The 21,952-nt window shown below is 67.1% G+C and carries 24 protein-coding genes; 10 read left to right on the top strand and 14 right to left on the bottom strand.

The genetic code is table 11. The features are described from left to right. Positions 1–79: 79 nt before the first annotated feature. Both AB839_RS13665 and AB839_RS13660 read left to right on the top strand, forming a co-directional pair. Positions 80–346 carry a hypothetical protein gene (locus AB839_RS13665; RefSeq protein WP_061479786.1) on the top strand — a complete coding sequence of 89 codons (267 nt, stop codon included), beginning with the start codon at positions 80–82 and terminating at the stop codon, positions 344–346. A gap of 71 nt (positions 347–417) precedes the next feature. Continuing rightward, complete coding sequence (locus AB839_RS13660; protein WP_061479785.1) at positions 418–1,215, top strand: prolyl oligopeptidase family serine peptidase; 798 nt, start codon at positions 418–420, stop codon at positions 1,213–1,215. 120 nt (positions 1,216–1,335) lie between these two features. Here the strand turns inward: AB839_RS13660 and AB839_RS13655 are convergent, their stop codons facing one another. The 4 genes from AB839_RS13655 to AB839_RS13640 form a co-directional block, all read right to left on the bottom strand. Then, a complete protein-coding gene (locus AB839_RS13655; RefSeq protein ID WP_061479784.1) occupies positions 1,336–1,827 on the bottom strand; it encodes a transposase in 492 nt (163 codons plus the stop codon). A gap of 246 nt (positions 1,828–2,073) precedes the next feature. Continuing rightward, positions 2,074–3,024 carry an aspartate carbamoyltransferase catalytic subunit gene (locus tag AB839_RS13650; protein ID WP_061479783.1) on the bottom strand — a complete coding sequence of 317 codons (951 nt, stop codon included), beginning with the start codon at positions 3,022–3,024 and terminating at the stop codon, positions 2,074–2,076. A gap of 16 nt (positions 3,025–3,040) precedes the next feature. After that, on the bottom strand, positions 3,041–3,535 hold the full coding sequence (ruvX, locus tag AB839_RS13645; RefSeq protein ID WP_049410643.1) for a Holliday junction resolvase RuvX: 495 nt from the start codon (positions 3,533–3,535) through the stop codon (positions 3,041–3,043). Beyond that, positions 3,528–4,094, bottom strand: coding sequence for a YqgE/AlgH family protein (locus AB839_RS13640; protein ID WP_058979385.1), 567 nt, complete (start codon positions 4,092–4,094; stop codon positions 3,528–3,530). Before AB839_RS13640 ends, ruvX begins: the two co-directional genes overlap by 8 nt. A 91-nt stretch (positions 4,095–4,185) precedes the next feature. On the opposite strand from AB839_RS13640, the gene AB839_RS13635 reads away from it, so the two are divergent. After that, positions 4,186–5,979, top strand: a complete 1,794-nt coding sequence (locus AB839_RS13635) for a DUF4153 domain-containing protein (RefSeq protein WP_061479782.1) — start codon at positions 4,186–4,188, stop codon at positions 5,977–5,979. Beyond that, complete coding sequence (locus AB839_RS13630; protein WP_061479781.1) at positions 5,976–6,521, top strand: DNA-3-methyladenine glycosylase I; 546 nt, start codon at positions 5,976–5,978, stop codon at positions 6,519–6,521. Before AB839_RS13635 ends, AB839_RS13630 begins: the two co-directional genes overlap by 4 nt. A gap of 85 nt (positions 6,522–6,606) precedes the next feature. Here AB839_RS13630 and AB839_RS13625 read toward each other — a convergent pair whose 3' ends face one another. From AB839_RS13625 to AB839_RS13615, 3 genes are all read right to left on the bottom strand, one after another. Continuing rightward, positions 6,607–7,314 (bottom strand): YitT family protein, encoded by a 708-nt coding sequence (locus AB839_RS13625; RefSeq protein WP_014036228.1) that lies wholly within the window; start codon positions 7,312–7,314, stop codon positions 6,607–6,609. Positions 7,315–7,407: 93 nt separating this feature from the next. Next, positions 7,408–7,857, bottom strand: coding sequence for a GNAT family N-acetyltransferase (locus AB839_RS13620; protein WP_061479780.1), 450 nt, complete (start codon positions 7,855–7,857; stop codon positions 7,408–7,410). Positions 7,858–7,953: 96 nt separating this feature from the next. Beyond that, entirely contained in the window at positions 7,954–8,166 is a 213-nt protein-coding gene (locus AB839_RS13615) for a DUF4287 domain-containing protein (protein ID WP_005408372.1), read from the bottom strand. Between the two features lie 396 nt (positions 8,167–8,562). Here AB839_RS13615 and AB839_RS13610 point away from each other — a divergent pair, with 396 nt between their 5' ends. Next, on the top strand, positions 8,563–9,459 hold the full coding sequence (locus tag AB839_RS13610; RefSeq protein ID WP_061479779.1) for a LysR family transcriptional regulator: 897 nt from the start codon (positions 8,563–8,565) through the stop codon (positions 9,457–9,459). Positions 9,460–9,501: 42 nt separating this feature from the next. Here AB839_RS13610 and AB839_RS13605 read toward each other — a convergent pair whose 3' ends face one another. The 3 genes from AB839_RS13605 to AB839_RS13595 form a co-directional block, all read right to left on the bottom strand. Then, positions 9,502–10,485 (bottom strand): aldo/keto reductase, encoded by a 984-nt coding sequence (locus AB839_RS13605; protein WP_061479778.1) that lies wholly within the window; start codon positions 10,483–10,485, stop codon positions 9,502–9,504. Between the two features lie 121 nt (positions 10,486–10,606). Continuing rightward, positions 10,607–11,770 (bottom strand): PilT/PilU family type 4a pilus ATPase, encoded by a 1,164-nt coding sequence (locus tag AB839_RS13600; protein WP_061479777.1) that lies wholly within the window; start codon positions 11,768–11,770, stop codon positions 10,607–10,609. A gap of 78 nt (positions 11,771–11,848) precedes the next feature. Beyond that, entirely contained in the window at positions 11,849–12,886 is a 1,038-nt protein-coding gene (locus AB839_RS13595; RefSeq protein ID WP_004147099.1) for a type IV pilus twitching motility protein PilT, read from the bottom strand. Positions 12,887–12,973: 87 nt separating this feature from the next. Between AB839_RS13595 and AB839_RS13590 the strand changes: the two genes are divergently transcribed. Both AB839_RS13590 and proC read left to right on the top strand, forming a co-directional pair. Further along, positions 12,974–13,651, top strand: coding sequence for a YggS family pyridoxal phosphate-dependent enzyme (locus tag AB839_RS13590; RefSeq protein ID WP_061479776.1), 678 nt, complete (start codon positions 12,974–12,976; stop codon positions 13,649–13,651). A gap of 18 nt (positions 13,652–13,669) precedes the next feature. Then, complete coding sequence (gene proC, locus AB839_RS13585) at positions 13,670–14,491, top strand: pyrroline-5-carboxylate reductase (protein WP_061479775.1); 822 nt, start codon at positions 13,670–13,672, stop codon at positions 14,489–14,491. A 59-nt stretch (positions 14,492–14,550) separates the two neighbouring features. Here proC and AB839_RS13580 read toward each other — a convergent pair whose 3' ends face one another. Next, positions 14,551–15,426, bottom strand: a complete 876-nt coding sequence (locus AB839_RS13580; protein WP_061479774.1) for a LysR family transcriptional regulator — start codon at positions 15,424–15,426, stop codon at positions 14,551–14,553. Positions 15,427–15,524: 98 nt separating this feature from the next. On the opposite strand from AB839_RS13580, the gene AB839_RS13575 reads away from it, so the two are divergent. Continuing rightward, complete coding sequence (locus tag AB839_RS13575) at positions 15,525–16,127, top strand: short chain dehydrogenase (RefSeq protein ID WP_061479773.1); 603 nt, start codon at positions 15,525–15,527, stop codon at positions 16,125–16,127. 78 nt (positions 16,128–16,205) lie between these two features. Here AB839_RS13575 and soxR read toward each other — a convergent pair whose 3' ends face one another. Beyond that, the gene (soxR, locus tag AB839_RS13570; protein ID WP_061479772.1) at positions 16,206–16,640 is read right to left on the bottom strand and encodes a redox-sensitive transcriptional activator SoxR; all 435 of its coding nucleotides are present in this window, start codon (positions 16,638–16,640) and stop codon (positions 16,206–16,208) included. 29 nt (positions 16,641–16,669) lie between these two features. On the opposite strand from soxR, the gene AB839_RS13565 reads away from it, so the two are divergent. Beyond that, positions 16,670–18,091 carry an MFS transporter gene (locus tag AB839_RS13565; RefSeq protein ID WP_061479771.1) on the top strand — a complete coding sequence of 474 codons (1,422 nt, stop codon included), beginning with the start codon at positions 16,670–16,672 and terminating at the stop codon, positions 18,089–18,091. Between the two features lie 87 nt (positions 18,092–18,178). Here the strand turns inward: AB839_RS13565 and AB839_RS13560 are convergent, their stop codons facing one another. Next, positions 18,179–20,200 (bottom strand): alpha/beta hydrolase, encoded by a 2,022-nt coding sequence (locus AB839_RS13560; RefSeq protein WP_061479770.1) that lies wholly within the window; start codon positions 20,198–20,200, stop codon positions 18,179–18,181. Beyond that, positions 20,200–21,174: a DUF4105 domain-containing protein gene (locus tag AB839_RS13555; RefSeq protein WP_082783349.1), complete on the bottom strand. Its 975-nt coding sequence runs from the start codon at positions 21,172–21,174 to the stop codon at positions 20,200–20,202. The genes AB839_RS13560 and AB839_RS13555 overlap by 1 nt, the downstream gene beginning before the upstream one ends. Before the next feature lie 170 nt (positions 21,175–21,344). Here AB839_RS13555 and AB839_RS13550 point away from each other — a divergent pair, with 170 nt between their 5' ends. Further along, positions 21,345–21,749 (top strand): GFA family protein, encoded by a 405-nt coding sequence (locus tag AB839_RS13550; RefSeq protein WP_061479768.1) that lies wholly within the window; start codon positions 21,345–21,347, stop codon positions 21,747–21,749. Positions 21,750–21,952: the final 203 nt, after the last annotated feature.

The raw sequence follows: 21,952 nt of genomic DNA, 5'->3' as shown, positions 1-21,952 counted from the left end.
GCGGAGCTCCGACCCACACCAAGACCCAGGGTCGGATCCCCGCAGCGCGGGGCTCTGACCCGATTCCAACTGGACCCTCATGGCCACCACGATCGAAAACTATTTCCAGCCCGGCTGGCGCGACCAGCAGCACACCTGCCCGGCCTGCGAATGGAAGGGCAGCTCGCGTGCCATGGAGATGGAGCTGGACGAGGACGCCACCGAGTACGACTGCCCGGTCTGCGAAAACCCGTTGCTGGTGGTGCTGCACCCGGACATGGCGCAGGTGCAGGCCGCCGCCGCCAGCGGCAATGCCGAAGCCCAGGAACAGCTGGACATCATCGCCAGCTTCCCGCGCCCGCAGTGATGCGGCGCATGATGCCGCGTTGACCTGCGGCGGACTAGGATGCGACTGAACCCACCGCTCCGGGAACGTCGATGGTCCGTACGATGATGCGCTGGCTGCCGATGCTGGCGATCCTGATGATGGCCGGCTGCGCCTCGCACCCGGACAGCGCACGTGGCCGCTTCGAATCGCGTGCGGTGAAAGTGGATGGCCGTACCGCCTATTACCAGGTGTTCATTCCGGCAACCGCGGCGCGCACGCCTGGCGCGCTGCCGGTGGTGCTGTTCCTGCATGGATCCGGCGAGCGTGGCGGCGACGGCGTCAAGCAGACCCATGCCGGGCTGGGGCCGCACCTGCGCAGGCACGCGGCCGACTTCCCCGCGTTGGCCGTATTCCCGCAGGTGCCGGGCCGCCAGGAATGGAGCGGGCGCAACAACCGCGTTGCGCTGGCCGCCCTGGACGCCACCATCGCCGAGTTCGGTGCCGATCCCTCGCGGCAGTACCTGACCGGGATGTCGATGGGCGGCTATGGCAGCTGGAACATCGCGCTGGATCAACCCGGGCGCTTCGCCGCGATCGTGCCGGTATGCGGCGCAGTGCTGGCGCCGCGTGCGGTGCGTCCGACCCTGTTCGTCGAACAGGTGGCCCAGGAATCCGATCCGTATGCCGCGATCGCCAAGCGGCTTCGGCACACACCGATCTGGATCTTCCATGGTGCGCTGGATGACGTGGTGCCGCCGGATGACGACCGCCGGTTGCACGCCGCATTCCAGAACGCCAACGCGCGTGACGTGCGCTACACCGAATACCCCGAAGGCAACCACAATGCCTGGGACGCCACCTACGCCGACCCGGCAATGTGGGCATGGCTGTTCGCGCAGAAGCGCTGAGCCATGGCTTCTGCTGGGAAACACCTGTGGGTGGATGCCAACCGTTGATCGGCTTGGGTATTGGTGGGTGCCGACCGTTGGTCGGCTCGGGTATTGGTGGGTGCCGACCGTTGGTCGGCACTATCTCTCCGCTTCGGGGTAATCCATTGCTTGGTACCTCCCATCGATCTCCCATCGGCACCAGGCATACGGATACTCTGCCACGCAGCTCGCCAAGTTCGCCCTGACCGGGTTGGCGACGATGTACATCGCATGGCGAAACAGTGATTCTTCAGAACGAATGGCGTGATCGTGATAGCTCGATTGCCAAAATGGTCCTGTCTTGCCCAGCGTGCGGTTGATCCGCAATGCACTGCTCGATTTGAAGCGTTGCATGATGTAGTCCAGCGAGAACGCACGGATCTCCACAAGCCAATGGATGTGGTCCGGCATGACCACATAGGCAAGTGAGTGCGTCAGGCCATCATCATCAATGCGACGGAACACATCCATCACCTCCTGTGCCGCAGTGGCATCATCGAAGTAGCGTCGACGTTCCTGGGTGACGGTGGTCAGGATGTAGGATTGCCCGATCCGGGAATGGCGGCCAAGGCGTAGGCGTGCGCGGTTCATGGGCCCAAGCGTGCGCCTGCCGGTATCCCTCTTCTATCGGGCAACCACGTCAGTACAGGTAGGCCCGAAACCATTCAATGGCCAGGCCCGCACTTCACCGCACTGATGGTTCAGTGCCGACCAACGGTCGGCACCCACCGGATCGGCTGAGAACAGATCAGCCGTGCCGACCAACGGTCCGCACCCACCGGGTCGGATAAGGACAGATCAGCCGTGCCGACCAACGGTCGGCACCCACCAAAGTGGTCAGCCCAGCAAGGTTTCCAGCACGGCCATGCGCACGGCGACCCCGTTGGCGACCTGGCGTAGCACCCACGATTGCGGGCCATCGGCCACGTCGTCGGTCACTTCCACGCCGCGGTTGATCGGACCCGGGTGCAGTACCGCAGCGTCCTTGCCGGCACGCGCCAGGCGCGCGCGGGTCAGGCCGTACTGCGCGTGGTACTGCTCCAGCGACGGCACCAGGCCTTCTTCCATGCGCTCGCGCTGCAGGCGCAGCATCATCAGCGCGTCGACGCCTTCCAGCATCGCGTCGAAATCATCGCCGACCACGCAGCCCTTCAGGGTCTCGTCGTCCGGCAGCAGCGACTGCGGGCCGCACACGCGGATCTCGCCCACGCCCAGCGTGCGCAGCGCATGCAGGTCGGTGCGCGCCACGCGCGAATGCTTCACGTCGCCGACGATCACCACCTTCAGCTTCGAGAAATCCGGGCCCTTGGCCTGGCGCAGGGTCAGCATGTCGAGCAGACCCTGGGTCGGGTGCGCGCTGCGGCCGTCGCCGGCATTGATCAGCGCGGTGCCCTCGCCCGCGGCGTCGGCCAGCGCGGCCACGGCGCCGTCATCGGGGTGTCGCACCACGAAGCCGCGCACGCCCATCGCTTCCAGGTTGCGCAGCGTGTCGCAGGCGGTTTCGCCCTTGCGCGTGGACGAGGTCGAGGCATCGAAGTTCAGCACATCGGCCCCGAGGCGCTGCGCGGCCAGCTGGAACGAGCTGCGGGTGCGCGTGGACGGCTCGAAGAACAGCGTGCACACCGCCGAACCAGCCAGCACGTGGCGCTTGTTGCCGACACGGCCGACCGCGGCGTCGCGGATCTGCCCTGCCCGATCGAGCAACTGCAGCAGGGTTTCGCGCGGCAGGCCCTCCAGGGTCAGCAGGTGGCGCAGGCGTCCGGAGGCATCGATTTGCTGGGCAGTCATGGCGGGAGTCGTGCAGTCAGGGAATGGGGGTGGCGTCGTCGGGGGACGACAGCCAGCGGTCGATGATCACCGCTGCGGCAACGGCGTCGAGAGCGGCCGCATCACGGCGGCGCTTGCGCCCTTCGGCGCGCTCGACGGCGAAGCGGCGTGCGGCCTCGACCGAGCTGGAACGCTCGTCGATCATCACCACCGGCAGCTTGAAGCGTTCCCGCAGCTGGCGGGCAAAGCCCTGCGCACGCTTGCGGTTGGGCTGGTCCTGGCCGTCCAGGGTCAGCGGGTCGCCGACCACCAGGCCGTCGGGCTTCCATTCCTTGAGCAGGCGTTCAATCGCGGTCCAGTCCGGGCCGTTGCCGTGCACATCGACCACCGCCACCGCGCGCGCATGCGCGGCGAAGGCACTGCCGATGGCCACGCCGATCCGCCGCGAGCCGACATCAAAACCCAGAACGGTGCCGTCACGGCGAATCGCCGGCGCAGCAGGAACCGGGGCGGGCGTGATGGGCTCAGACATGGCCGCTGTAGTCGGTCAGCCGGAACAGGTCCACGCCGATGCGCGAAGCCGCCCCCTGCCAGCGCTGCTCCAGCGGCAGCTGGAACACCAGCTCGGCATCGGCCGGCACGGTCAGCCAGCTGTTCTCGGACAGCTCGCTTTCCAGCTGCCCTGCGCCCCAACCGGCACAGCCGAGGGTGACCACCGCATTGGCCGGGCCTTCGCCACGCGCCATCGCTTCGAGGATGTCGCGCGAGGTGGTCAGGTACAGGCCGTCGCCCACGGTCAGGCTGGAATCCCACGCGCGCGCGTCGTCGTGGATGACGAAGCCGCGTTCGGGATGCACCGGACCGCCATTGAGCACCATGCGCGCCTGCAGCTCGCCATCACCGGTGGTGATGTCCATCTGCGCAAGCACTTCACCCAGCGTGTATTCGGAAGGCTGGTTGACCAGTACGCCCATCGCCCCGTTCTCGTCGTGCTGGCAGATCAGCGCGACGCTGCGGGCAAAGGTCGCGTCGAGCAGCGACGGCAGCGCGACGAGCAGGTGATCGGCAAGGGAGGTCGGCATTACAGGCATGGGCCCATTCTACCTGCTGGGGGCGGGATGGTCGCGCGATGGCGCCGAACCGCGATGGGCTAGGATGGTGCTTTGCCACGGAAGGTCATTGATGCCATCTTCATCGCCCCTGACCCTGCCGGCACGCAGCGCCATCGTCCTGATCGCCCTGCTGCAGGGCCTGATGCTTTACGCCGCGCAGGAGCTGTCCGATGCCTGGCCCTTCCGCGATATCGGCTGGCGCTATTGCTGGTACGCCTGGGTGCTGGCCATTCCCAGCGCAGTGGCGCTGAGCCTGGTCGAGCTGGGCCAGCGCCGCCTGTGGCTGCAGGCCGTGCTTGGCTCGACGGTGGTGCTGGCGCTGGCCGGCTGGATCGGCTGGAACCTCAATGGCGAAACCGCACTGGAATCGGGCGCGCTGCAGTTTCCGTTGACCCTGGGCATGGGCGTGGCGGTGTTCGTGGCCCTGCCCTGGTGGCAGTTCCAGCTGCAGCATGGGCACTGGCGCGCCAGCTACCCCGAGTTGTTCGAGCGCGCCTGGCAGAACGGTTTGACCCTCGCTTTGGCGGCGCTGTTCACCGGGCTGACCTGGCTGCTGCTGTGGCTGTGGGCAGCGCTGTTCCAGCTGCTGGACGTGAATGTCTTCCGCGACCTGTTCCGGCAGGACGCTTTCATCGCACTGGCCACCGGCAGCCTGGCCGGGTTCGGCGTGCTGATCGGGCGCACCCAGCACCGCGCGATCCAGATCACCCGCCAGGTGCTGTTCGCGATCTGCCGCGGGCTGCTGCCGCTGCTGTCGTTCATCGCCGTATTGTTCGTGCTGAGCCTGCCGCTTACCGGGCTGGAACCGCTGTGGAAGACCCGTTCGGCCGCCAGCCTGCTGGTGGTGGTGTCGCTGCTGCTGGTGACGTTCACCAATGCGGTCTACCAGCAGGGGGAAGACAGTGTCTCCTACCCTCTGGTGCTGCGCAGGCTGGTCGAAGCCAGCCTGCTGACACTGCCGGTTTACGCCGCGCTGGCACTGTATGCATTGGGCCTGCGCGTGGCGCAGTACGGCTGGACCCTGGATCGCTTCTGGGCGGTACTCGTCGCATTGGCCACGGCCGGCTATGCCGTGGGCTACGCGCTGGCGGTGCTGCGCCGGCAGCGCCGCTGGCTGCAGATGCTGGAGCCGGTCAACCGCTGGATGTGCTGGGCGGTGCTGGCACTGGCCCTGCTGGGCAACTCGCCCCTGCTGGACCCGGTGCGGCTGACCCTGTCCAGCCAACTGGAGCGGCTGCGCGCGGACCCGCCGGCGATCACCAGCAGCGACGTCAACGTGCTGCGCTTCGATCTGGGGCGCCGTGGCGTGCAGGCGCTGCGCGAACTGCAGCGCGATCCGGCCATCACCGCTGATGCCAACGCGCCACAGGTGATCGCTGCAGCACTGGCACGCACCTCACGCTGGGACGACGGCCATCGCCTCGACAAGGGGCCGCAGGACGTCGCCGCGCTTCAGCGCGCGCTGAAGCTGGCCAAGGGATCCAGTTCGCCACCGGACGACTGGTGGAAAGCTCTGGCCACCCGATCGATCAATGGCGAATCCTGCGCCCAGAGCGAGCGCGACTGCCTGATCGTGCATCGCGACCTGGACGGCGATGGTACCGGCGAGGTGCTGCTGTGCGAGCTGAACACCCACCGTGGACCGGACTGCGTACTGTACGCACGTGGCAAGGATTCGCAGTGGCGCCGGGCCGGTGCGCTGTTCGGCACCGTCAGCGGCCAGGCCGAGACGATCAACCAGGCCCTGCGTGACGGCAGACTCACGCTCATTCCACCGCGCTGGCCGATGCTGTCCATCGGCGGGCACCCTGCGGTGGCCATCGATCCCGAATCCGAATCCGATTCCAACGAGCCTTCCCCATGAGCGGCTACTGCCTCATCGCCCCGGGCCATCCGGTGCACGACTATTACCACGCCAACGAGTACGGCTTCCCGCAGCGTGACGAGCGCGAGCTGTTCGAGCGACTGGTGCTGGAAATCAACCAGGCCGGCCTGAGCTGGGAAACGATCCTGAAGAAGCGCGAGGGCTTCCGCGCGGCCTACGACGGCTTCGATGTCGACCGCGTGGCGGCGTATGCCGAGCAGGACATCGAGCGCCTGCTGTCGGACGCGGGCATCATCCGCAACCGGCTGAAGGTGCTGGCGGCGATCCACAACGCGCAGGTGATCCAGCAGCTGCGGGCCAGCCATGGCAGCTTCGCGGCGTGGCTGGATGCGCACCACCCGCGCAGCAAGGCCGACTGGGTGAAGCTGTTCAAGAAGACGTTCCGCTTCACCGGCGGCGAGATCACCGGCGAATTCCTGATGAGCCTGGGCTACCTGCCCGGTGCGCACGCCGAAGATTGCCCGGTGCATTCGCGGCTGCTGATGCTGTCACCGCCGTGGTTGAAGGCCGCCGCCCGCTGATGGATATCCGCCGGGCATGGCCCGGCGCTACCGGAACCGCCACGTAGTAGCGCCGGGCCATGCCCGGCGAACGCGGAGAGCGCGATCACACGCCCATGTAGCGGCCGGGGCGGTGGTTGAACATCAGCACGAGGCTGAGCACCACCGCGCCGATGGCCGAGTACAGCACCTTCGATGGCGACAACACGAAGAACGCGGCCACCATCAGGCAGGCATCGTAGGACATCTGCACCTTGCCCGCGCTCCAGCCACGGGTGCGCTGCAGGTACACCGCCAGGATGCCGATGCCGCCAAGGCTTGCACGGTGGCGGATGAAAAAGAGGATGCCCAGGCCGGACAACGCACCGCCGACGATCGCCGAGTAAAGCGGGTTGATGTGCGAGAAGTCGATCCAGCGCGGCAGCAGGTCGGTCAGCACGCCACAGGCGGTGACCGCGGCGAAGGTCTTCAGGGTGAATTCCCAGCCCATGCGCCGCAGCGCCACCCAGTAGAACGGCAGGTTGACCAGCACGAACACCAGGCCGAAGTTCCAGCCCATCGCGTAGTGCAGCAGGAACGCCATGCCCGCCATGCCGCCGATCATCAGCCCGCCCTTGGCGAAGATGGCCAGGCCCAGCGAGGCCACCATCGTGGCCAGCACCATGCCCTGCACGTCCTCGGCGATCGAGTGACGCAGCGCTTTTTCGTCGGCAGTGGTGCCGGCACTGTCGGGCGGCGGGGTCAGCGGACCGGCGGTGACCAGGTGGCCGTCAGCGTCGTCGCACGGCGCGGGGCCATGGGAGGGAAGGGACATGCGGGTGGGGGAACAGCGGGTGGGGAGCGGTATTAGACACGATCTGCATGACAGTTGCAGATGAAATCGTTCAGCCACCCTCGCCCATTCAGGTTATTCCGGGACTGCGACGGGCAGCACGGCCAGCATGTCCTCGCCATCGTCGTCCATCCCGGTCTCGACGAATCCGAAGCTGCCATAGAAGGCGCCGGCCACCGGATTGCGCGGGTTGTAGCAGATCTCGATCTCGGCCAGCCCGGGCGTGGCCCGGATCTGCGCCAGCGCCAGTTCCAGCGCACGTCGACCGATGCCACGGCCCTGCCAGCGTTGATCGACCATGAAGCGCCAGATCGACATCCGCTGCGGCGTCTCCGGCACCCACATGAAGAACCCGACCCACTCGCCATCGGCACGGATGGCGCGGGTCTGGTAGCCGGGATGGAATGCCGCCTGCACCAGCGACCAAGTATTGCTGGCCACGAAACCCTGCTGCGCCTCGCTGACCTCGAGATCGCACACCGCCTCGTAGTTGTCGGGAGTGATCGCTTCCAGCGTGACCTGCATGCGAGCGTCCTGCCTGGGGATGGACGCCCAGTCTGCCCGCCCCCTGCATCCCTTGGGACGATGCTGCCGACAACCGTTCAGCGCAGGGTTGCCTGCTCAACCCTTGCCGGCCAGGTGATGCGCCACCAGCGCGTTGGCATGGCCATGGCCCAGCCCATGCTCACTTTTCAGGAAGCTGACCAGTTCCATGTGTTTCAGGCCCTTCTTCCCCGCCAGCAGCCCGAACCAGTGCGTCACCGGCTGCCCGTAGGTCTTCTCGATGGAGGGGAAGTACGAGGCCGGGCCTTTCGGCTTGGTGTCAGTGCTCATGTGCAGCTCCCGTTGAAGTCATTCATTCGACGAACCACAGTCCCTGAAATCGACATACCCACACGTTTGACCCGGTGCCGACCAACGGTCGGCACCCACCAAAGCAGAATGCCGTTCCAACAGCTCGCGGGAAACTGTCGAAGGCGGGGTGGCTCAGGTTGCGGGGCGTGAGCGCCATGGGCCCGAGGCATGCCTCGGGCGGGTTGGGCAGGACGCCCAACCCCGGTCTTGCCGTGTGCGCAGGACAGCGCACACGAGCAAGCGCGACCGAGCCACACGGACGGCGTCCCCCTCAACCGGACCCACCCCGCCATCCCACGGAATGCACGCATTTGACGTTGACGTTGCCTCGGCTTGAAGCAGGTGCCGGGCGCAGCCCGGCCGTATCATTCCCGCATGCCCCGCGAAAATCTCAACGACCTGCAGGCCTTCGTCCACGTTGCCCGCGAGGGCAGCTTCACCAAGGCTGCCGCCCAGCTGGGCGTGTCCCAGTCCGCGCTCAGCCATGCCATGCGCGGACTGGAGCAGCGCCTGGGCGTGCGCCTGCTGACCCGCACCACCCGCAGCGTCTCGACCACCGAAGCCGGTGCCCGCCTGCTCGATACCCTGGCCCCGCGCCTGGCCGAGATCGAGGACGGGCTGGCCGCGCTGGCCGAGTACCGTGAACGCCCGGCCGGCACCATCCGTATCAATGCCACCGGCCACGCCGCCGAGTACATCGCCTGGCCCAGGCTGGCGCCGCTGCTGCAGCAGTATCCGGATTTGAAGGTGGAACTGGCGGCCGACTACGGGTTGGCCGACATCGTGGCCGAGCGCTACGACATCGGCATCCGCCTGGGCGAGCGGCTGGCGCGCGACATGATCGCCGTACCGATCAGCCCGCCGCTGCGCATGCGCGTGGTCGGGGCGCCCAGCTACTTCCGCCAGCACGTGGTGCCGCGGCATCCAGACGACCTGGCCGGGCACAACTGCGTGACCCTGCGGCTGCCCACGCATGGTGGGCTGATGCCGTGGGATTTCGGCCAGGACGGCAATGAACTGAGCGTGCGCGTGAGCGGCCAGTGGACGTTCAACACCATGGGCATGACCCGCACCGCTGCGCTGGCAGGCAGCGGATTGGCCTGGCTGCCGGAAGACCAGGTGCAGCCGATGCTGGACGATGGCCGGCTGCAATCAGTGCTGGACGACTGGTGCCCGCACTTCGATGGCTACTACGCGTACTACCCTTCGCGCCGCCACGTGACCGTGGCGATGCGGACGGTGCTTGATGCGCTGCGCGGGCCGATGGGGTGAGGGTCAAGGAGTGCGGACCAACGGTCCGCACCCGCCGGGTGGTCAGCCCTTGGCCTGCGCCGCACGCTGCGCGTTGTAGCGCTCGCCGACGATCGACACTTCATCCAGCGCCTGTGCGATGCGCTGCAGTTCTTCCGGTGCCAGCTGCAGGTCGGCCGCGCCCAGGTTCTCTTCCAGGCGATGAACCTTGGTGGTGCCCGGAATCGGCACGATCCACGGTGCCTGCGCGAGCAGCCAGGCCAGTGCGACCTGCGCAGGCGTTGCACCGCGCGCTGCCGCAATCGTGCTGATGCGATCCACCAGCGCCTGATTGGCGCGGCGCGCCTCCACTTCGAAACGCGGCACGCTGTTACGGAAGTCGTTGGCGTCGAAGGTGGTATCGGCGTTGATCGCACCGGTCAGGAAGCCGCGGCCCAGCGGGCTGAACGGCACGAAGCCGATACCCAGCTCCTGCAGCGTCGGCAGCAGCTCACGCTCCGGTTCGCGCCACCACAGCGAGTACTCGCTCTGCACGGCGGTGACCGGCTGCACCGCATGCGCGCGACGCACGGTGGCAGCGCTCGCCTCGGACAGGCCGAAGTGGCCGACCTTGCCCTCGGCGATCAGGTCGCGTACGGTACCGGCCACATCCTCGATCGGCACGTTCGGGTCGACGCGGTGCTGGTAGAACAGATCGATATGGTCGGTCCGCAGGCGCTTGAGGCTGGCTTCGGCCACGGCACGGATGTTCTCCGGGCGGCTGTCCAGGCCGGCATCGGTGCGCGCATCCTTGAAGCCAAACTTGGTGGCGATCACCAGCCTGTCGCGGTAGGGCACCAAGGCCTGCCCGAGCAGGTCTTCGTTGGTGTACGGGCCGTACACCTCGGCGGTGTCGAAGAAGGTCACGCCGCGCTCGACGGCGGCGTGCAGCAGGGCAATGCCCTGGCTCGGTTCGACCGGCTGGCCGTAGGCATGGGTCAGGCCCATGCAACCCAGGCCCAGGGCGGAAACCTTCAGGCCGCTGCGGCCGAGTTCACGTGTCTGCATCGTCGTACTCCAGAGGGGGAATGCTGACGATACGCCTACGGTGGCGATGGATTGAGCCGGCTGGACCGCAGTCGGTCATGACTGGAATTCATCAATCCGGTCATGACCGTTGCCGGTCAGGTCAGCGGATTTCGGAGATCTCCACCCCATCCAGCCCCTGCGACAGGGTCCGCGCGTCGCCGCCCTGGCTGAGCTTGATGCGCAGGCGCACCTCGTTCTGCGAATCGGCGTAACGCAGCGCGTCCTCGTAGCTGATCTCGCCCGCCTGGTACAGCTCGAACAGGCTCTGGTCGAAGGTCTTCATGCCCAGCTGGACCGAGTCCTTCATCACTTCCTTCAGCTTGTGGATCTCGCCGTCGCGGATGTAGTCCTGTACCAGTGGCGTGCCCAGCAGGATCTCCATCGCGACCTTGCGCGAGCGGCCATCGGGCGACGGCACCAGCTGCTGCGCGACCACGCCCTTGAGGTTCAGCGACAGGTCCATCAACAGCTGGTTGCGGCGGTCTTCCGGGAAGAAGTTGACGATGCGGTCCATCGCCTGGTTGGCATTGTTGGCATGCAGCGTGGCCAGCACCAGGTGGCCGGTTTCGGCGAACGCGATGGCGTGGTCCATGCCTTCGCGGGTACGCACCTCGCCGATCATGATCACGTCCGGCGCCTGGCGCAGGGTGTTCTTCAGCGCAGCTTCCCAGCTGTCGGTATCGATGCCGACTTCGCGCTGGGTGATGATGCAGCCCTCGTGCTTGTGCACGAATTCGATCGGGTCTTCGATGGTGATGATGTGGCCGGTTGAGTTCTGGTTGCGGTAACCGATCATCGCCGCCAGCGAAGTCGATTTACCGGTACCGGTGGCACCGACGAACAGGATGATGCCGCGCTTGGTCATCGCCAGCGTCTTGATGATCGGCGGCAGGCTCAGCTCTTCCACGGTCGGAATGCGCGTCTCGATGCGACGCAGCACCATGCCGACCTGGTTGCGCTGGTAGAAGCAGCTCACGCGGAAACGGCCGACACCGGACAGGCCGATGGCGAAGTTGCATTCGTGGGTCTTCTCGAATTCCTCGCGCTGCGCCGGGGTCATCACGTTGAGGACCAGGTCGCGGCTCTGCTGCGGCGTCAGTGGGGTCTGGGTGATCGGCGAGATCTTGCCGTTGACCTTCATCGCCGGTGGCATGCCGGCCGTGATGAACAGGTCCGAGGCGCGCTGGTGCGCCATCAGCTTGAGGAACGAAGTGAAATCGATGGTGGTCGCGGTGCTGTTCACGGCGGGCTCCCAAGAGGGCATGTACCAGGAAACGATCGGTGGAGGAAACGGCACGGGGACGGCGCCGCACTGGTGCACGCCGCCCGTCGCTGTCCCGCCTTACTCGAACAGGCGCTTGTCCTTGGCGTACTCGCGGGCCTGGTTGCGGGTGATCAGGCTGCGCTTGACCAGGTCCTGCAGGTGCTGGTCCAGGGTCATCATGCCGTACTGCTGGCCGGTCTGGATGGCCGAGTACATCTGCGCCACCTTGTCCTCGCGGATCAGGTTGCGGATGGCCGGGGTGCCGACCATGATTTCCCACGCCGCGGTCCGGCCGCCGCCGACCTTCTTCAGCAGTGCCTGCGAGATCACCGCACGCAGCGACTCGGACAACATCGAACGCACCATCGGCTTTTCGCCAGCAGGGAACACGTCGATGATACGGTCGATGGTCTTGGCCGCCGAACTGGTGTGCAGGGTGCCGAACACCAGGTGGCCGGTTTCCGCGGCGGTCAGTGCCAGGCGGATGGTTTCCAGGTCGCGGAGTTCGCCGACCAGGATGATGTCCGGGTCCTCACGCAGTGCCGAGCGCAGTGCTTCGTTGAAGCCATGCGTGTCACGGTGCACTTCGCGCTGGTTGATCAGGCACTTCTGCGAGGTGTGCACGAATTCGATCGGATCCTCGACGGTGAGGATGTGGCCGTATTCGTTCTTGTTGATGTAGTCGATCATCGCCGCGAGCGTGGTCGACTTGCCCGAGCCGGTCGGGCCGGTCACCAGGATCAGGCCCTGCGGTTGCTGGATCACCTCGCGGAACAGCGGCGGGCAGGCCAGGTCCTCAAGGGTGAGCACCTCGGACGGAATGGTACGGAACACCGCACCGGCGCCGCGGTTCTGGTTGAACGCGTTCACACGGAAGCGCGCCAGCGACGGGATCTCGAAGGAGAAGTCCACTTCGAGGAATTCCTCGTAATCGCGGCGCTGCTTGTCGGACATGATGTCGTACACCAGCGCGTGGACCTGCTTGTGGTCCAGGGCCGGGATGTTGATCCGGCGAACGTCGCCGTCCACGCGGATCATCGGCGGCAGGCCTGCAGACAGGTGCAGGTCGGACGCTTTGTTCTTTACGGAAAACGCCAGCAGTTCGGCGATATCCATGAGCGGCTACTCCCCAATAACGGCTTCGACTGGAAGGATCTTTCCCCGGGCGGCAGTATAGCCTCCTGATTCAACGGAACGCGTTACGTGGCCACTCCCCTGCCCCAGATCCTGAGCAACCTGCATGCCGCCGCCGAGGCGGCCGGCCGGTCCGATCCGCGCCTGCTGGCGGTTTCCAAGACCCAACCGGCCGAGGCCGTGGCCGCGCTGGCCGCACAGGGCCAGCAGGCCTTCGGCGAAAACTATGTGCAGGAAGCGCTGGCCAAGATGCAGGCGCTGCAGCACCTGGCGCTGGAGTGGCACCTGATCGGCCACCTGCAGTCGAACAAGGCCGAGGCCGTGGCCACCCACTTCGACTGGGTGCAGAGCGTGGACCGGCCCAAGCTGGTAACGGCGCTGGCGCGCCATCGCCCGGCCGCACGCGGCCCGCTGAATGTGCTGATCCAGGTCAACATCGACGATGAATCCAGCAAGCACGGCTGTGCTCCGGAAGAAGTGGACGCACTGGCCGCGGCGATTGCCGCCGAGCCCACCCTGCGCCTGCGTGGCCTGATGGCGATTCCTGCGCCGTGGCCCGAGGTGGAGCGCCGTCGGGATGCGTTCGTGCGCATGCGCACACTCTTCCAGTCGCTGGCCGCCCAACATGCACAGGTCGACACGCTGTCGATGGGCATGAGCAGCGACTACGCCGACGCCATCGCCGAGGGCGCCACCCTGGTGCGCATCGGCACCGCCCTGTTCGGCGCGCGCCCGCGCCCGGCCTGATTTTCCAAGGAGACATCCATGGCAGCTGATTCCATCACCTTCATCGGCGGCGGCAACATGGCGCGCAGCCTGATCGCCGGTCTGATCCGCCAGGGCGTGCCCGCCGCGCACATCCATGTGGCCGAACCGGTTGCAGCGCTGCGCGAGTCGCTGGCTGCCGACTTCGGCGTGCAGGTACACGACAACGCCACCGATGCCGCCGCACAGGGCAGCACCTGGCTGCTGGCGGTGAAGCCGCAGGTGCTGCGTGAGGTCTGCCAATCGCTGCAGGCACTGGCCCAGGCAAACCGGCCACTGGTGGTGTCGATCGCTGCCGGCATCACCAGCGCACAGCTGGAGCGCTGGCTGGGTGGCAACCTGCCGGTGGTGCGCGCGATGCCCAATACCCCCGCTCTGCTCGGCGCCGGCGTGACCGGCCTGTATGCCACGCCCTCGGTGGATGCACAGCAGCACGCGCAGGCAGAACAGGTGCTGGCCAGTGCCGGGCGCACTGTGTGGATCGAACGCGAGGCACTGATGGATTCGGTCACCGCCGTGTCTGGCAGCGGGCCGGCCTATGTGTTCCTGCTGGCCGAAGCGATGGAAGCAGCGGGCATTGCCCAGGGCCTGCCGGCCGACGCCGCGCGCACGCTGGTGGTGCAGACCCTGCTGGGCGCCTCGCGCATGCTGGATGAGGCCGGTGAGAGCCCCGCAGAGCTGCGCCGCCGCGTGACGTCACCCAACGGCACTACCCAGGCCGCGATCGAGAGCTTCCAGGCTGGCGGCTTCGAGGCACTGGTGGACAATGCACTGCGCGCCGCGCAGGTGCGTGGACAGGAATTGTCTGCGGCGAATGATTGATCCCGATGTGTGCCGACCAACGGTCGGCACCTACCATCATCCACGCATGGCGTGGATGTTCATTGCCCCAACGTGGCCATGACGAAATCCACGAAGCACTGCAAACGCGGGCGCGGGCGTCGATCGGGCAGGTAGATCAGGTGCATCGGCCGCGGTTCGGGCAGGTAGTCGCGCAGCAGCGGCTTCAACCGCCCCGCTGCGATCTCCGCCGCCAGCAGTGCGGTGGGCTGCAGTATCAGCCCGGCCCCGGCCACGGCGGCTTCGCGCAACGCGAAGCCATCGTTGCTGCTCAGCCGTGCCTCCCAGTCGACCTGTTCGCCGTTGGCCAACTGCCAGCCATGCCCGCCGCGCCAGGCCACGTGGCTCAGGCAGTCGTGCCCCTGCAGGTCATCCGGTGTTCGCGGCGTGCCGCGCCTGCGCAGGTAAGACGGCGCCGCGCACAGGCTCATCGCATACGGCGGCAGCGGCCGCGCCACCACTTCCTGCGATGGCAACGGCCCGACCCGGATCGCCGCGTCGAAGCCATCTTCGATCAGGTCCACGCGGCGGTTGCTCAGGTCAAGCTCGATATTCAACTGCGGCTGCGCGCGCAGCAGGCCGGCCAGCTGCGGCGCCAGCACGCAGCTGCCCCAGGTGGTGGGCGCGCTGACCCGCAACAGGCCACGCGGCTGTACCTGCAGGCCGGCCACATCGGCCTCGGCCTGCTGCACCTGCTCCAGCACCTGCCGGCACCCGGCCAGGTAGGCGCTGCCGGCTTCGGTCAAGCGCTGGCGGCGGGTGTTCCGTTGCAGCAACGCGGTGCCCAGATGTGCTTCCAACTGCTGGATGTACTTGCCCACCATCACCGCCGACACCTGCAGCTGTTCGGCGGCCCCTGCAAAGCTGCCGCGCTCGGCCACGGCGACGAAGGCCTGCATGCAGCGAAGGGTATCCATTGCTAATCCAGAGTTAGGAATCTGCGAATCATACGCCGCTTACCTAACCCCGCTGTGACGACGCAGACTGCGCTCACTCCCACACGCAAGGAACGGCCATGAAGATCCTCCTCGTCGGTGCCAGTGGCACCCTCGGCCAGGCAGTCGCCCGTCAGCTCGGCCAACAGCATCAGATTCTCGCCGCCGGCCGCCACAGTGGCGAACTGCGCGTGGACCTGACCGACGACGCCAGCGTCGCCGCGCTGTTTGCGCGTACCGGTGCAGTCGATGCGGTGATCTCCACCGCCGGCAAGTTGCACTTCGGTCCGCTGCAGGACATGACGCCCGAGCAGTTCAACCTGGGCCTGCAGGACAAGCTGCTGGGCCAGGTGCGGCTGGCACTGGCCGCCCAGCACCATCTCAACAGTGGCGGCTCGATCACCCTGACCAGCGGCATCGTCAGCGCACAACCGATCCGCGCCGGCGTCAACGCCACCGCAGTGAATGCCGCACTGGAAGGCTTCGTGCGCGCCGCCGCACTGGAACTGCTCCCGCGCGGCCTGCGCATCAACGTGGTCAGCCCGAACGTACTGATCGAATCGATGGCGGCCTACGGCCCCTACTTCCCGGGCTTCGAAGCGGTAAGCGCGCAACGCGCCGCACTGGCCTTCCAGCGTGCAGTGGAAGGCATCCAGAGCGGCGAGACGATCACGGCCTGGTAAGAAAAAGGGGACGGAGGGGATTAAGTCGTTTTCGTCCGCCGGGCATGGCCCGGCGCTACCGGGAGCGCGTCCCCTTTTTCATTCCCAGCGCATCGGGCCGTCGCCGAGTTCGCCGAGGACGTCGCCGGGGTTGGCCAGGCGGCAACGCTGCAGCGACAGGCAGCCACAGCCGATGCAGCCGGTCAGTTCATCGCGCAGCAGCTGCAGCATGTGGATGCGCTCTTCCAGCTCGGTGCGCCAGCGCGCGGACAGCTTGGCCCAGTCAGCCTTGGTCGGTGCACGGCCTTCAGGCAGGCTCTCGAAGGCGCGGCCGACCGCTTCCAGGGGCATGCCCACCCGCTGCGCAACGCGGATCACTGCCAGCCGGCGCAGCACGTCGCGGCTGTAACGGCGTTGGTTGCCCGAGGTGCGCAGGCTGCTGATCAGCCCCTTGCGCTCGTAGAAATGCAGTGCGGAAACGGCCACGCCACTGCGCTGGGAGACCTCGCCAACGCTGAGTTCCTGGGATGCCATTGCTTGACCTCAACTATAGTTGAGGTGTCATGCTGCTATCTTCGCCGCCCGTTGACAAGCGCGGCCCGCACCTGACAGGTATGACCCCGACCCTCTCTCCCGCCGACACCCGCCTGCCGGCTGACACATCGATCCTGTCCGCGCGCTACCGCGCCACCACCCTCGGCATGGTCGCGCTGGTCGCGCTGCACGCCTTCGAAGCATTGGCCGTCGCGGCCGCGATGCCCACGGTGGCCGAAGCACTCAGCGGCCTGCGCCTGTATGCGCTGGCCTTCGGTGGCACCCTGGCCACCAGCGTGATCGGCATGACCCTGGCCGGACGCTGGGCCGACCGCCAGGGCCCGGCACGGCCGCTGTGGTACGGCCTGGCCTGCTTCGTGCTGGGCCTGCTGCTGGCCGGCTTCGCCGTGCGCATGGGCATGCTGGTGGCCGGGCGCCTGCTGCAGGGCCTGGGTGCGGGCGCGATTTCGGTCTCGCTGTACGTGATGGTCGGCCGCAGCTACCCCGAGCACCTGCGGCCGAAGGTGTTCGCGGCATTCTCGGCGGGCTGGGTGGTGCCCTCGATGGTCGGCCCGGCGCTGAGCGGCCTGATCGTCCAGCATCTCGGCTGGCGCTGGGTGTTCCTGGCAGTGCCGCTGCTGGCAGTCCCTGCTGCCCTGTTGCTGCGGCCTGCGCTGGCGCGCATGCAGGCCTCCGCCGACAGCAACGACGACGAGGGGCGCGGCAACGTCGTACGTTGGGCCAGTGGTGCATCGCTGGCGGCGCTGCTGCTGTACTTCGGCGGCCAGCAGCACGGTCCGACCGCCCTGCTCTGCATCGGCGTGGCGATGCTGGCGCTGCTGCTATGCGTGCATCGCCTGCTGCCGGCCGGAACGCTGATCCTGCGCAGGGGCCTGCCCAGCGTGATTGCACTGCGCGGCATCGCCGCTGCCGCATTCTTCGCCTGCGAAGCCTACCTGCCGCTGCTGCTGCAGCGCGAACGCGGACTCCCGCCCAGCTGGGCCGGCGCGGTGCTCAGCCTCGGCGCACTCGGTTGGTTCGCCGGCTCCTGGCTGCAGGGTCACCAGCAGCGCGGCTGGTCACGCCAGCAACTGCTGCGCGTCGGCACGGCGATGATGACGGTCGGCATCGCCGCAACGCTTGCGGTGTTGTTCAATGCAGTGCCATTGCCGGTGGCCCTGGTGGGCTGGACGGTCACCGGTTTCGGCATGGGCATGATCTACGCCAGCCTCTCGGTACTCACGCTTTCGCTGTCAGCAGCGCATGAGCAGGGTGCCAACACGTCGGCCCTGCAGCTGAGCGAGGCCCTGTCGGTGACCACCGCGCTGGCGGTCTCCGGTGCGTTGTTCGCGCTGTTCGTGGAAAGCGCGCCGCACACCGGCTACCTGCTGTGCCTGGCGATCACCTTCGGCCTGGCGGTGCTGGCTGCGGTGATCGCGCGGCGGGTGTAGCGCCGTCGGGTTTCGGCAGTGCCGGTCGCTGGCCGGCACCATCACGGGATTCCCGCGTGCGCGGAGAGTGCCGGCCAGCGGCTGGCACTACCGGGTCCCCGTCCCCACGTCATCGATATCCCGGTGCAGGATGCGCCGCACTTCCAGCACCGCTTGCGGGGTCTCCTGCACGCTGTGGCCGGAAATGATCACCTTCTCCGACTGTGCACCCGGCAGGTGCGCACTCCAGTACGGCACCAGTCCGTCATCGGACTTGTCCACCGGCAGCTCCGGCTTGCGCTGGGCGATGATCGAGTGGTACTTCAGTCCCGCTTCGATCGGCAGCTGCGCTGCGGCCTTGACGAACGGATCGCTGGCCTTGAGATTGTCGATGCTGTTGGGAATCTTCGGCTTGGCCGTGCCATCGACCTGCTGCTCGGCCTGCGCCAGCGCCATGAACACATCCTCGAACTTGCCGAGAATGGTCAGCGGCAGGCGCACCAGCCGGCCCAGCAGGCGCCCGACCTTGTTGCCGGCAATATCGGTGCCCTGGTGGGGAGCGGCGATGAAGATCGCGCGCTCCACGTTCGGCTGTGCCTTGAAATGCAGCAACGGCCCCAGCTTGTTCTGCACGCGCTTCAGACGCTCGCCCTTCAGGTCATAGTTGGCCAGCAGGTCGTTCCACAGCACGTCACCGGAATCGCTCACCAGCAGCCGCGCGAGCACGCCGCCCATGCTGTGGCCGATGTAGACCATGTCCTTCGATGCACGCGTGCTGCCATTGGGATCGAAGTGCTTCAGCGTGTCGTTGAACGCGTTGGCGATCTCGTAGCGGTTCAGCGCGATCGGTGCGTTGGTCGGGTAATAGACCTGCCACACCTGGAACTGCTGGCGCAGCTCCGGGTCGCCCATGATCTCGTTGGCCAGGTTCACCCAGGCTTCCGGGCTGCTGGCCAGGCCGTGCAGCATGAAGATGATGCGGCGGTTCGGGTCCCACGGTTGCATCAGGTAGATGTGTGGCTCGCCGATGCCCTCGCTCATGCCGAACAGGGTGCGCAGTGACTGCCGGGCGAAGCCGCTCTGGGCAAGCCACAGGCCGTAAGCCGCGGTGAAATTGCCGGCCAGCGGCACCTGCTCGCCGTGCAGGGTGATGCGCTCGGTGGCTTCCGGCGAATAGGCATCCAGTTCAACCCGGCGCGTCCGCATCACATCGTCCAGGCTGCTGCCTTCGAAGCGCAGCAACGCGGTGACGTTGATCGAGGACATCTCGCTGAACTCAGGCACCGAATCGTCATGCCGGTGGCGACGGCCACGGCGCTCGTCACCGCCTTCATCCGCTGCCGTTTCGGCCTTCGGGCCATCCGCTGCGACTACGGGTGCGACCAGCTTCGGCGGGTCCATCACCATCACCAGCTCGGCACCGAAGCCGTCACGGCGATAAGTACTGCGCAGCCCGACGAAGCTGACCGTGCCGGCCGGCACCAGCTGCGCGGGAATGCTTTTCAGGTTCAGCTGCTGGTAGTTGGAGGCCAGCGACCAGCTGCCAACCGAGATCGGCTTCGTGTAGTCCTCGCCCGCCAACGCAGCGGCGCGCGCACGCACGAACAGCACCACCGCTGCCTTCTCGGCGGCGTAGTTGTAGTAGTCGCGCACCTGTGTCTGCCGGTCCTCGAAGGCACGGTCGGACGGCGAGCGGCCGCTGTAGAACAGGTAGGCATAGGCGTAGCGCGCGGCCTCCAGCCAGGCGTCCAGCGCTGCGTCGCTCATCGGCGGATCACCGGCTGCGGTCTTCTTCGGCGTCAGCGCCAGCGCGGCCTTCACCCACAGTTCGGACAGCGCCGACAGCCGCTGCTCGACATTGAGATCGTCGGTCATCAGCAGCGTGCTGCGGCAGACCAGGAAGTCCTTCTCGCACTGCGATTCGTCCAGGCCTGCCGCGCTGAGCGTCTCGCGCGCGGCGGGGCTGAGCTTGCCGGTATTGAGCACGTCGGCACGCTTGTTGACCAGCGAATCGCTGGATTTGACCTGCTTGACGGTGACCATCGCACAACCGCTGCTGCCCAGCAGCAGGAAGGCGGCGAACAACACCGGCAGCGCACGCTGCCAGCGGATCAGGAGGAGTCGAGTCATTACTGCGGGTCCTGCTCGGTGCCAGGTACGCCCTGGCGGATCACGGTGGAGAAGTGTTCGCCGCTGCCCAGGTCCAACGCGCGCTGGGTGATGCGGCCCTTGTCGTGCAGCTCGGCGTACGGCACACCCGGGGTCAACGCACCCACTTCCTGTGCGTACTCGGCCAGGTAGCCGGACAGCAGCAGGCGGTAGTCCAGCGGCAGGCGCGGCGCGATGTGGCGGGCCAGGTCGAAGACGATGGTGGTGCAGTTGCTGGTGAGCGTATTGTAGAAGCCCGGCTTCGCATCCAGTTCGCGTGCCTGTGCGATGTACGCGGCAAACAGCTCCTTCAGCTGCGCCCGGTCCATGCCATGCAGGCGGTACAGGTAGACATCCTCACCGCGCGCATTGGTGCGGGTGCGGATGATGTCGGTCTCCTCCGCGGCTACCAGGGTCATCTCGAACTTGCGGAAGAAGCCGCCCAGTGCCGAGAACGATTCACCGCGCTCCTTGCGGATCTCCAGCGAGAACACCACGTGGCGCCCATCCTCGAAGCCAAACGAGATGAGGGTGTGGGCGATCGCCGGGCCCATCCAGTACGACAGCACCAGGTCGGCCGAGCGCAGCTGGTCCAGGTCGTACGCGCGGCGCACCCAGTGCGCGTCGTAGTCGGTTTCACTGCGCCAGGTGAAATCACGCACGTTGTCGAACACCACGTGGCGCCCATCGAAGGACACCACATGCAGGCGCTGGGCCACGTCGTCGGCCCATACGCGGTCCTGGCGCGGGGTCAGCAGCAGCCACCAGAGGCCAGCCAGCGCCAGCGAAGCGCCGAACGCCAGGCCCAGGCGACGGCTGCTGCGGCCACGCGCGACCCGCCACGAGGCCCACAGCGCAGCCAGCAGCCACAGCACGGCAATACCGTTCGCCAGCCAGCCCGGCCCGGGCATCTGGTAAGCCAGCAGCCCGGTCACCCACAACGATGCCAGCGCCATGGCACTTCCTGTCATCCAACGTCCTGCGGCTCTCACTGGCATCCTGTCGCGGTCCCGAAGCCGCATAGTTAGCCACAAGCGGGTTCACCGTGGCATCTACGGCCCGTTCAGGCACGCCGGCGCACCGTCTGCGGCGGCCCTGCGGCCAGATGAATCACACAGGAGCAACGATGGGCATCACTTCCGTGGCCGGCGTTCCGGTCCAACCCCGGCACCGCGCAACCTGCCACTGCGGCACGGTCGAGCTGCTGCTGGACCTGCCGGACGGCATCGTCGATCCCCGCCGCTGCGACTGCTCGATGTGCCGGCGCCGGGGTGCCATCGCCGCCAGCGTCCCCCGCCAGGGCCTGCAAGTGGTGCGCGGGCAGCATCACCTGCAGAAGTACCAGTTCAACACCCATGTGGCCGAGCACTACTTCTGCGGCGTGTGCGGCATCTACACCCATCACCGGCGCCGCTCCAACCCCGACCAGTACGGCTACAACGTGGCCTGCCTGGAAGGCATCGACCCGTTTGCGCTGGGGGTCATTCCGGTCAGCGACGGGATCAATCACCCGTCAGACCGCAGCGACTAGTGGCGCGTGCGCCGCGGCGGCGTGGCGATCTTCTGCCAGGGCGCCATGCCGCTGCGCCCCGCCCGCGCGGGTCGTTTCAGCCAAGGCCGGCGCGGCGGTGCCTGCGGCGCATCCGCGGCCGGGGGAGGAAGCGGTCGACGGCCAGGCCAGAGATGATCGAGCAGCCACATGGCGGGTCTCCGTGGGGGACGGGGACGATCAAC

This window comes from Stenotrophomonas sp. DDT-1, assembly GCF_001580555.1.
GTDB classification, from domain to species: domain Bacteria; phylum Pseudomonadota; class Gammaproteobacteria; order Xanthomonadales; family Xanthomonadaceae; genus Stenotrophomonas; species Stenotrophomonas sepilia.
Note: the sequence above shows the minus strand (reverse complement) of the source record. Positions and strands in the feature narration are given on the sequence as shown.

What these genes read in the sequence shown, in the direction of transcription:
- ruvX (WP_049410643.1), bottom strand. Translation starts at nt 3,535, where the DNA reads ATGTCTGAGCCCATCACGCCCGCCCCGGTTCCTGCTGCGCCGGCGATT.
- AB839_RS13610 (WP_061479779.1), top strand. Translation starts at nt 8,563, where the DNA reads ATGCCCCGCGAAAATCTCAACGACCTGCAGGCCTTCGTCCACGTTGCC.
- AB839_RS13655 (WP_061479784.1), bottom strand. Translation starts at nt 1,827, where the DNA reads ATGAACCGCGCACGCCTACGCCTTGGCCGCCATTCCCGGATCGGGCAA.
- AB839_RS13650 (WP_061479783.1), bottom strand. Translation starts at nt 3,024, where the DNA reads ATGACTGCCCAGCAAATCGATGCCTCCGGACGCCTGCGCCACCTGCTG.
- AB839_RS13630 (WP_061479781.1), top strand. Translation starts at nt 5,976, where the DNA reads ATGAGCGGCTACTGCCTCATCGCCCCGGGCCATCCGGTGCACGACTAT.
- AB839_RS13550 (WP_061479768.1), top strand. Translation starts at nt 21,345, where the DNA reads ATGGGCATCACTTCCGTGGCCGGCGTTCCGGTCCAACCCCGGCACCGC.
- AB839_RS13595 (WP_004147099.1), bottom strand. Translation starts at nt 12,886, where the DNA reads ATGGATATCGCCGAACTGCTGGCGTTTTCCGTAAAGAACAAAGCGTCC.
- AB839_RS13625 (WP_014036228.1), bottom strand. Translation starts at nt 7,314, where the DNA reads ATGTCCCTTCCCTCCCATGGCCCCGCGCCGTGCGACGACGCTGACGGC.
- AB839_RS13555 (WP_082783349.1), bottom strand. Translation starts at nt 21,174, where the DNA reads ATGGCGCTGGCATCGTTGTGGGTGACCGGGCTGCTGGCTTACCAGATG.
- AB839_RS13565 (WP_061479771.1), top strand. Translation starts at nt 16,670, where the DNA reads ATGCTGCTATCTTCGCCGCCCGTTGACAAGCGCGGCCCGCACCTGACA.
- AB839_RS13600 (WP_061479777.1), bottom strand. Translation starts at nt 11,770, where the DNA reads ATGCCCTCTTGGGAGCCCGCCGTGAACAGCACCGCGACCACCATCGAT.
- AB839_RS13575 (WP_061479773.1), top strand. Translation starts at nt 15,525, where the DNA reads ATGAAGATCCTCCTCGTCGGTGCCAGTGGCACCCTCGGCCAGGCAGTC.
- AB839_RS13640 (WP_058979385.1), bottom strand. Translation starts at nt 4,094, where the DNA reads ATGCCTGTAATGCCGACCTCCCTTGCCGATCACCTGCTCGTCGCGCTG.
- AB839_RS13620 (WP_061479780.1), bottom strand. Translation starts at nt 7,857, where the DNA reads ATGCAGGTCACGCTGGAAGCGATCACTCCCGACAACTACGAGGCGGTG.
- AB839_RS13635 (WP_061479782.1), top strand. Translation starts at nt 4,186, where the DNA reads ATGCCATCTTCATCGCCCCTGACCCTGCCGGCACGCAGCGCCATCGTC.
- AB839_RS13605 (WP_061479778.1), bottom strand. Translation starts at nt 10,485, where the DNA reads ATGCAGACACGTGAACTCGGCCGCAGCGGCCTGAAGGTTTCCGCCCTG.
- AB839_RS13560 (WP_061479770.1), bottom strand. Translation starts at nt 20,200, where the DNA reads ATGACTCGACTCCTCCTGATCCGCTGGCAGCGTGCGCTGCCGGTGTTG.
- AB839_RS13665 (WP_061479786.1), top strand. Translation starts at nt 80, where the DNA reads ATGGCCACCACGATCGAAAACTATTTCCAGCCCGGCTGGCGCGACCAG.
- proC (WP_061479775.1), top strand. Translation starts at nt 13,670, where the DNA reads ATGGCAGCTGATTCCATCACCTTCATCGGCGGCGGCAACATGGCGCGC.
- AB839_RS13580 (WP_061479774.1), bottom strand. Translation starts at nt 15,426, where the DNA reads ATGGATACCCTTCGCTGCATGCAGGCCTTCGTCGCCGTGGCCGAGCGC.
- AB839_RS13615 (WP_005408372.1), bottom strand. Translation starts at nt 8,166, where the DNA reads ATGAGCACTGACACCAAGCCGAAAGGCCCGGCCTCGTACTTCCCCTCC.
- AB839_RS13660 (WP_061479785.1), top strand. Translation starts at nt 418, where the DNA reads ATGGTCCGTACGATGATGCGCTGGCTGCCGATGCTGGCGATCCTGATG.
- soxR (WP_061479772.1), bottom strand. Translation starts at nt 16,640, where the DNA reads ATGGCATCCCAGGAACTCAGCGTTGGCGAGGTCTCCCAGCGCAGTGGC.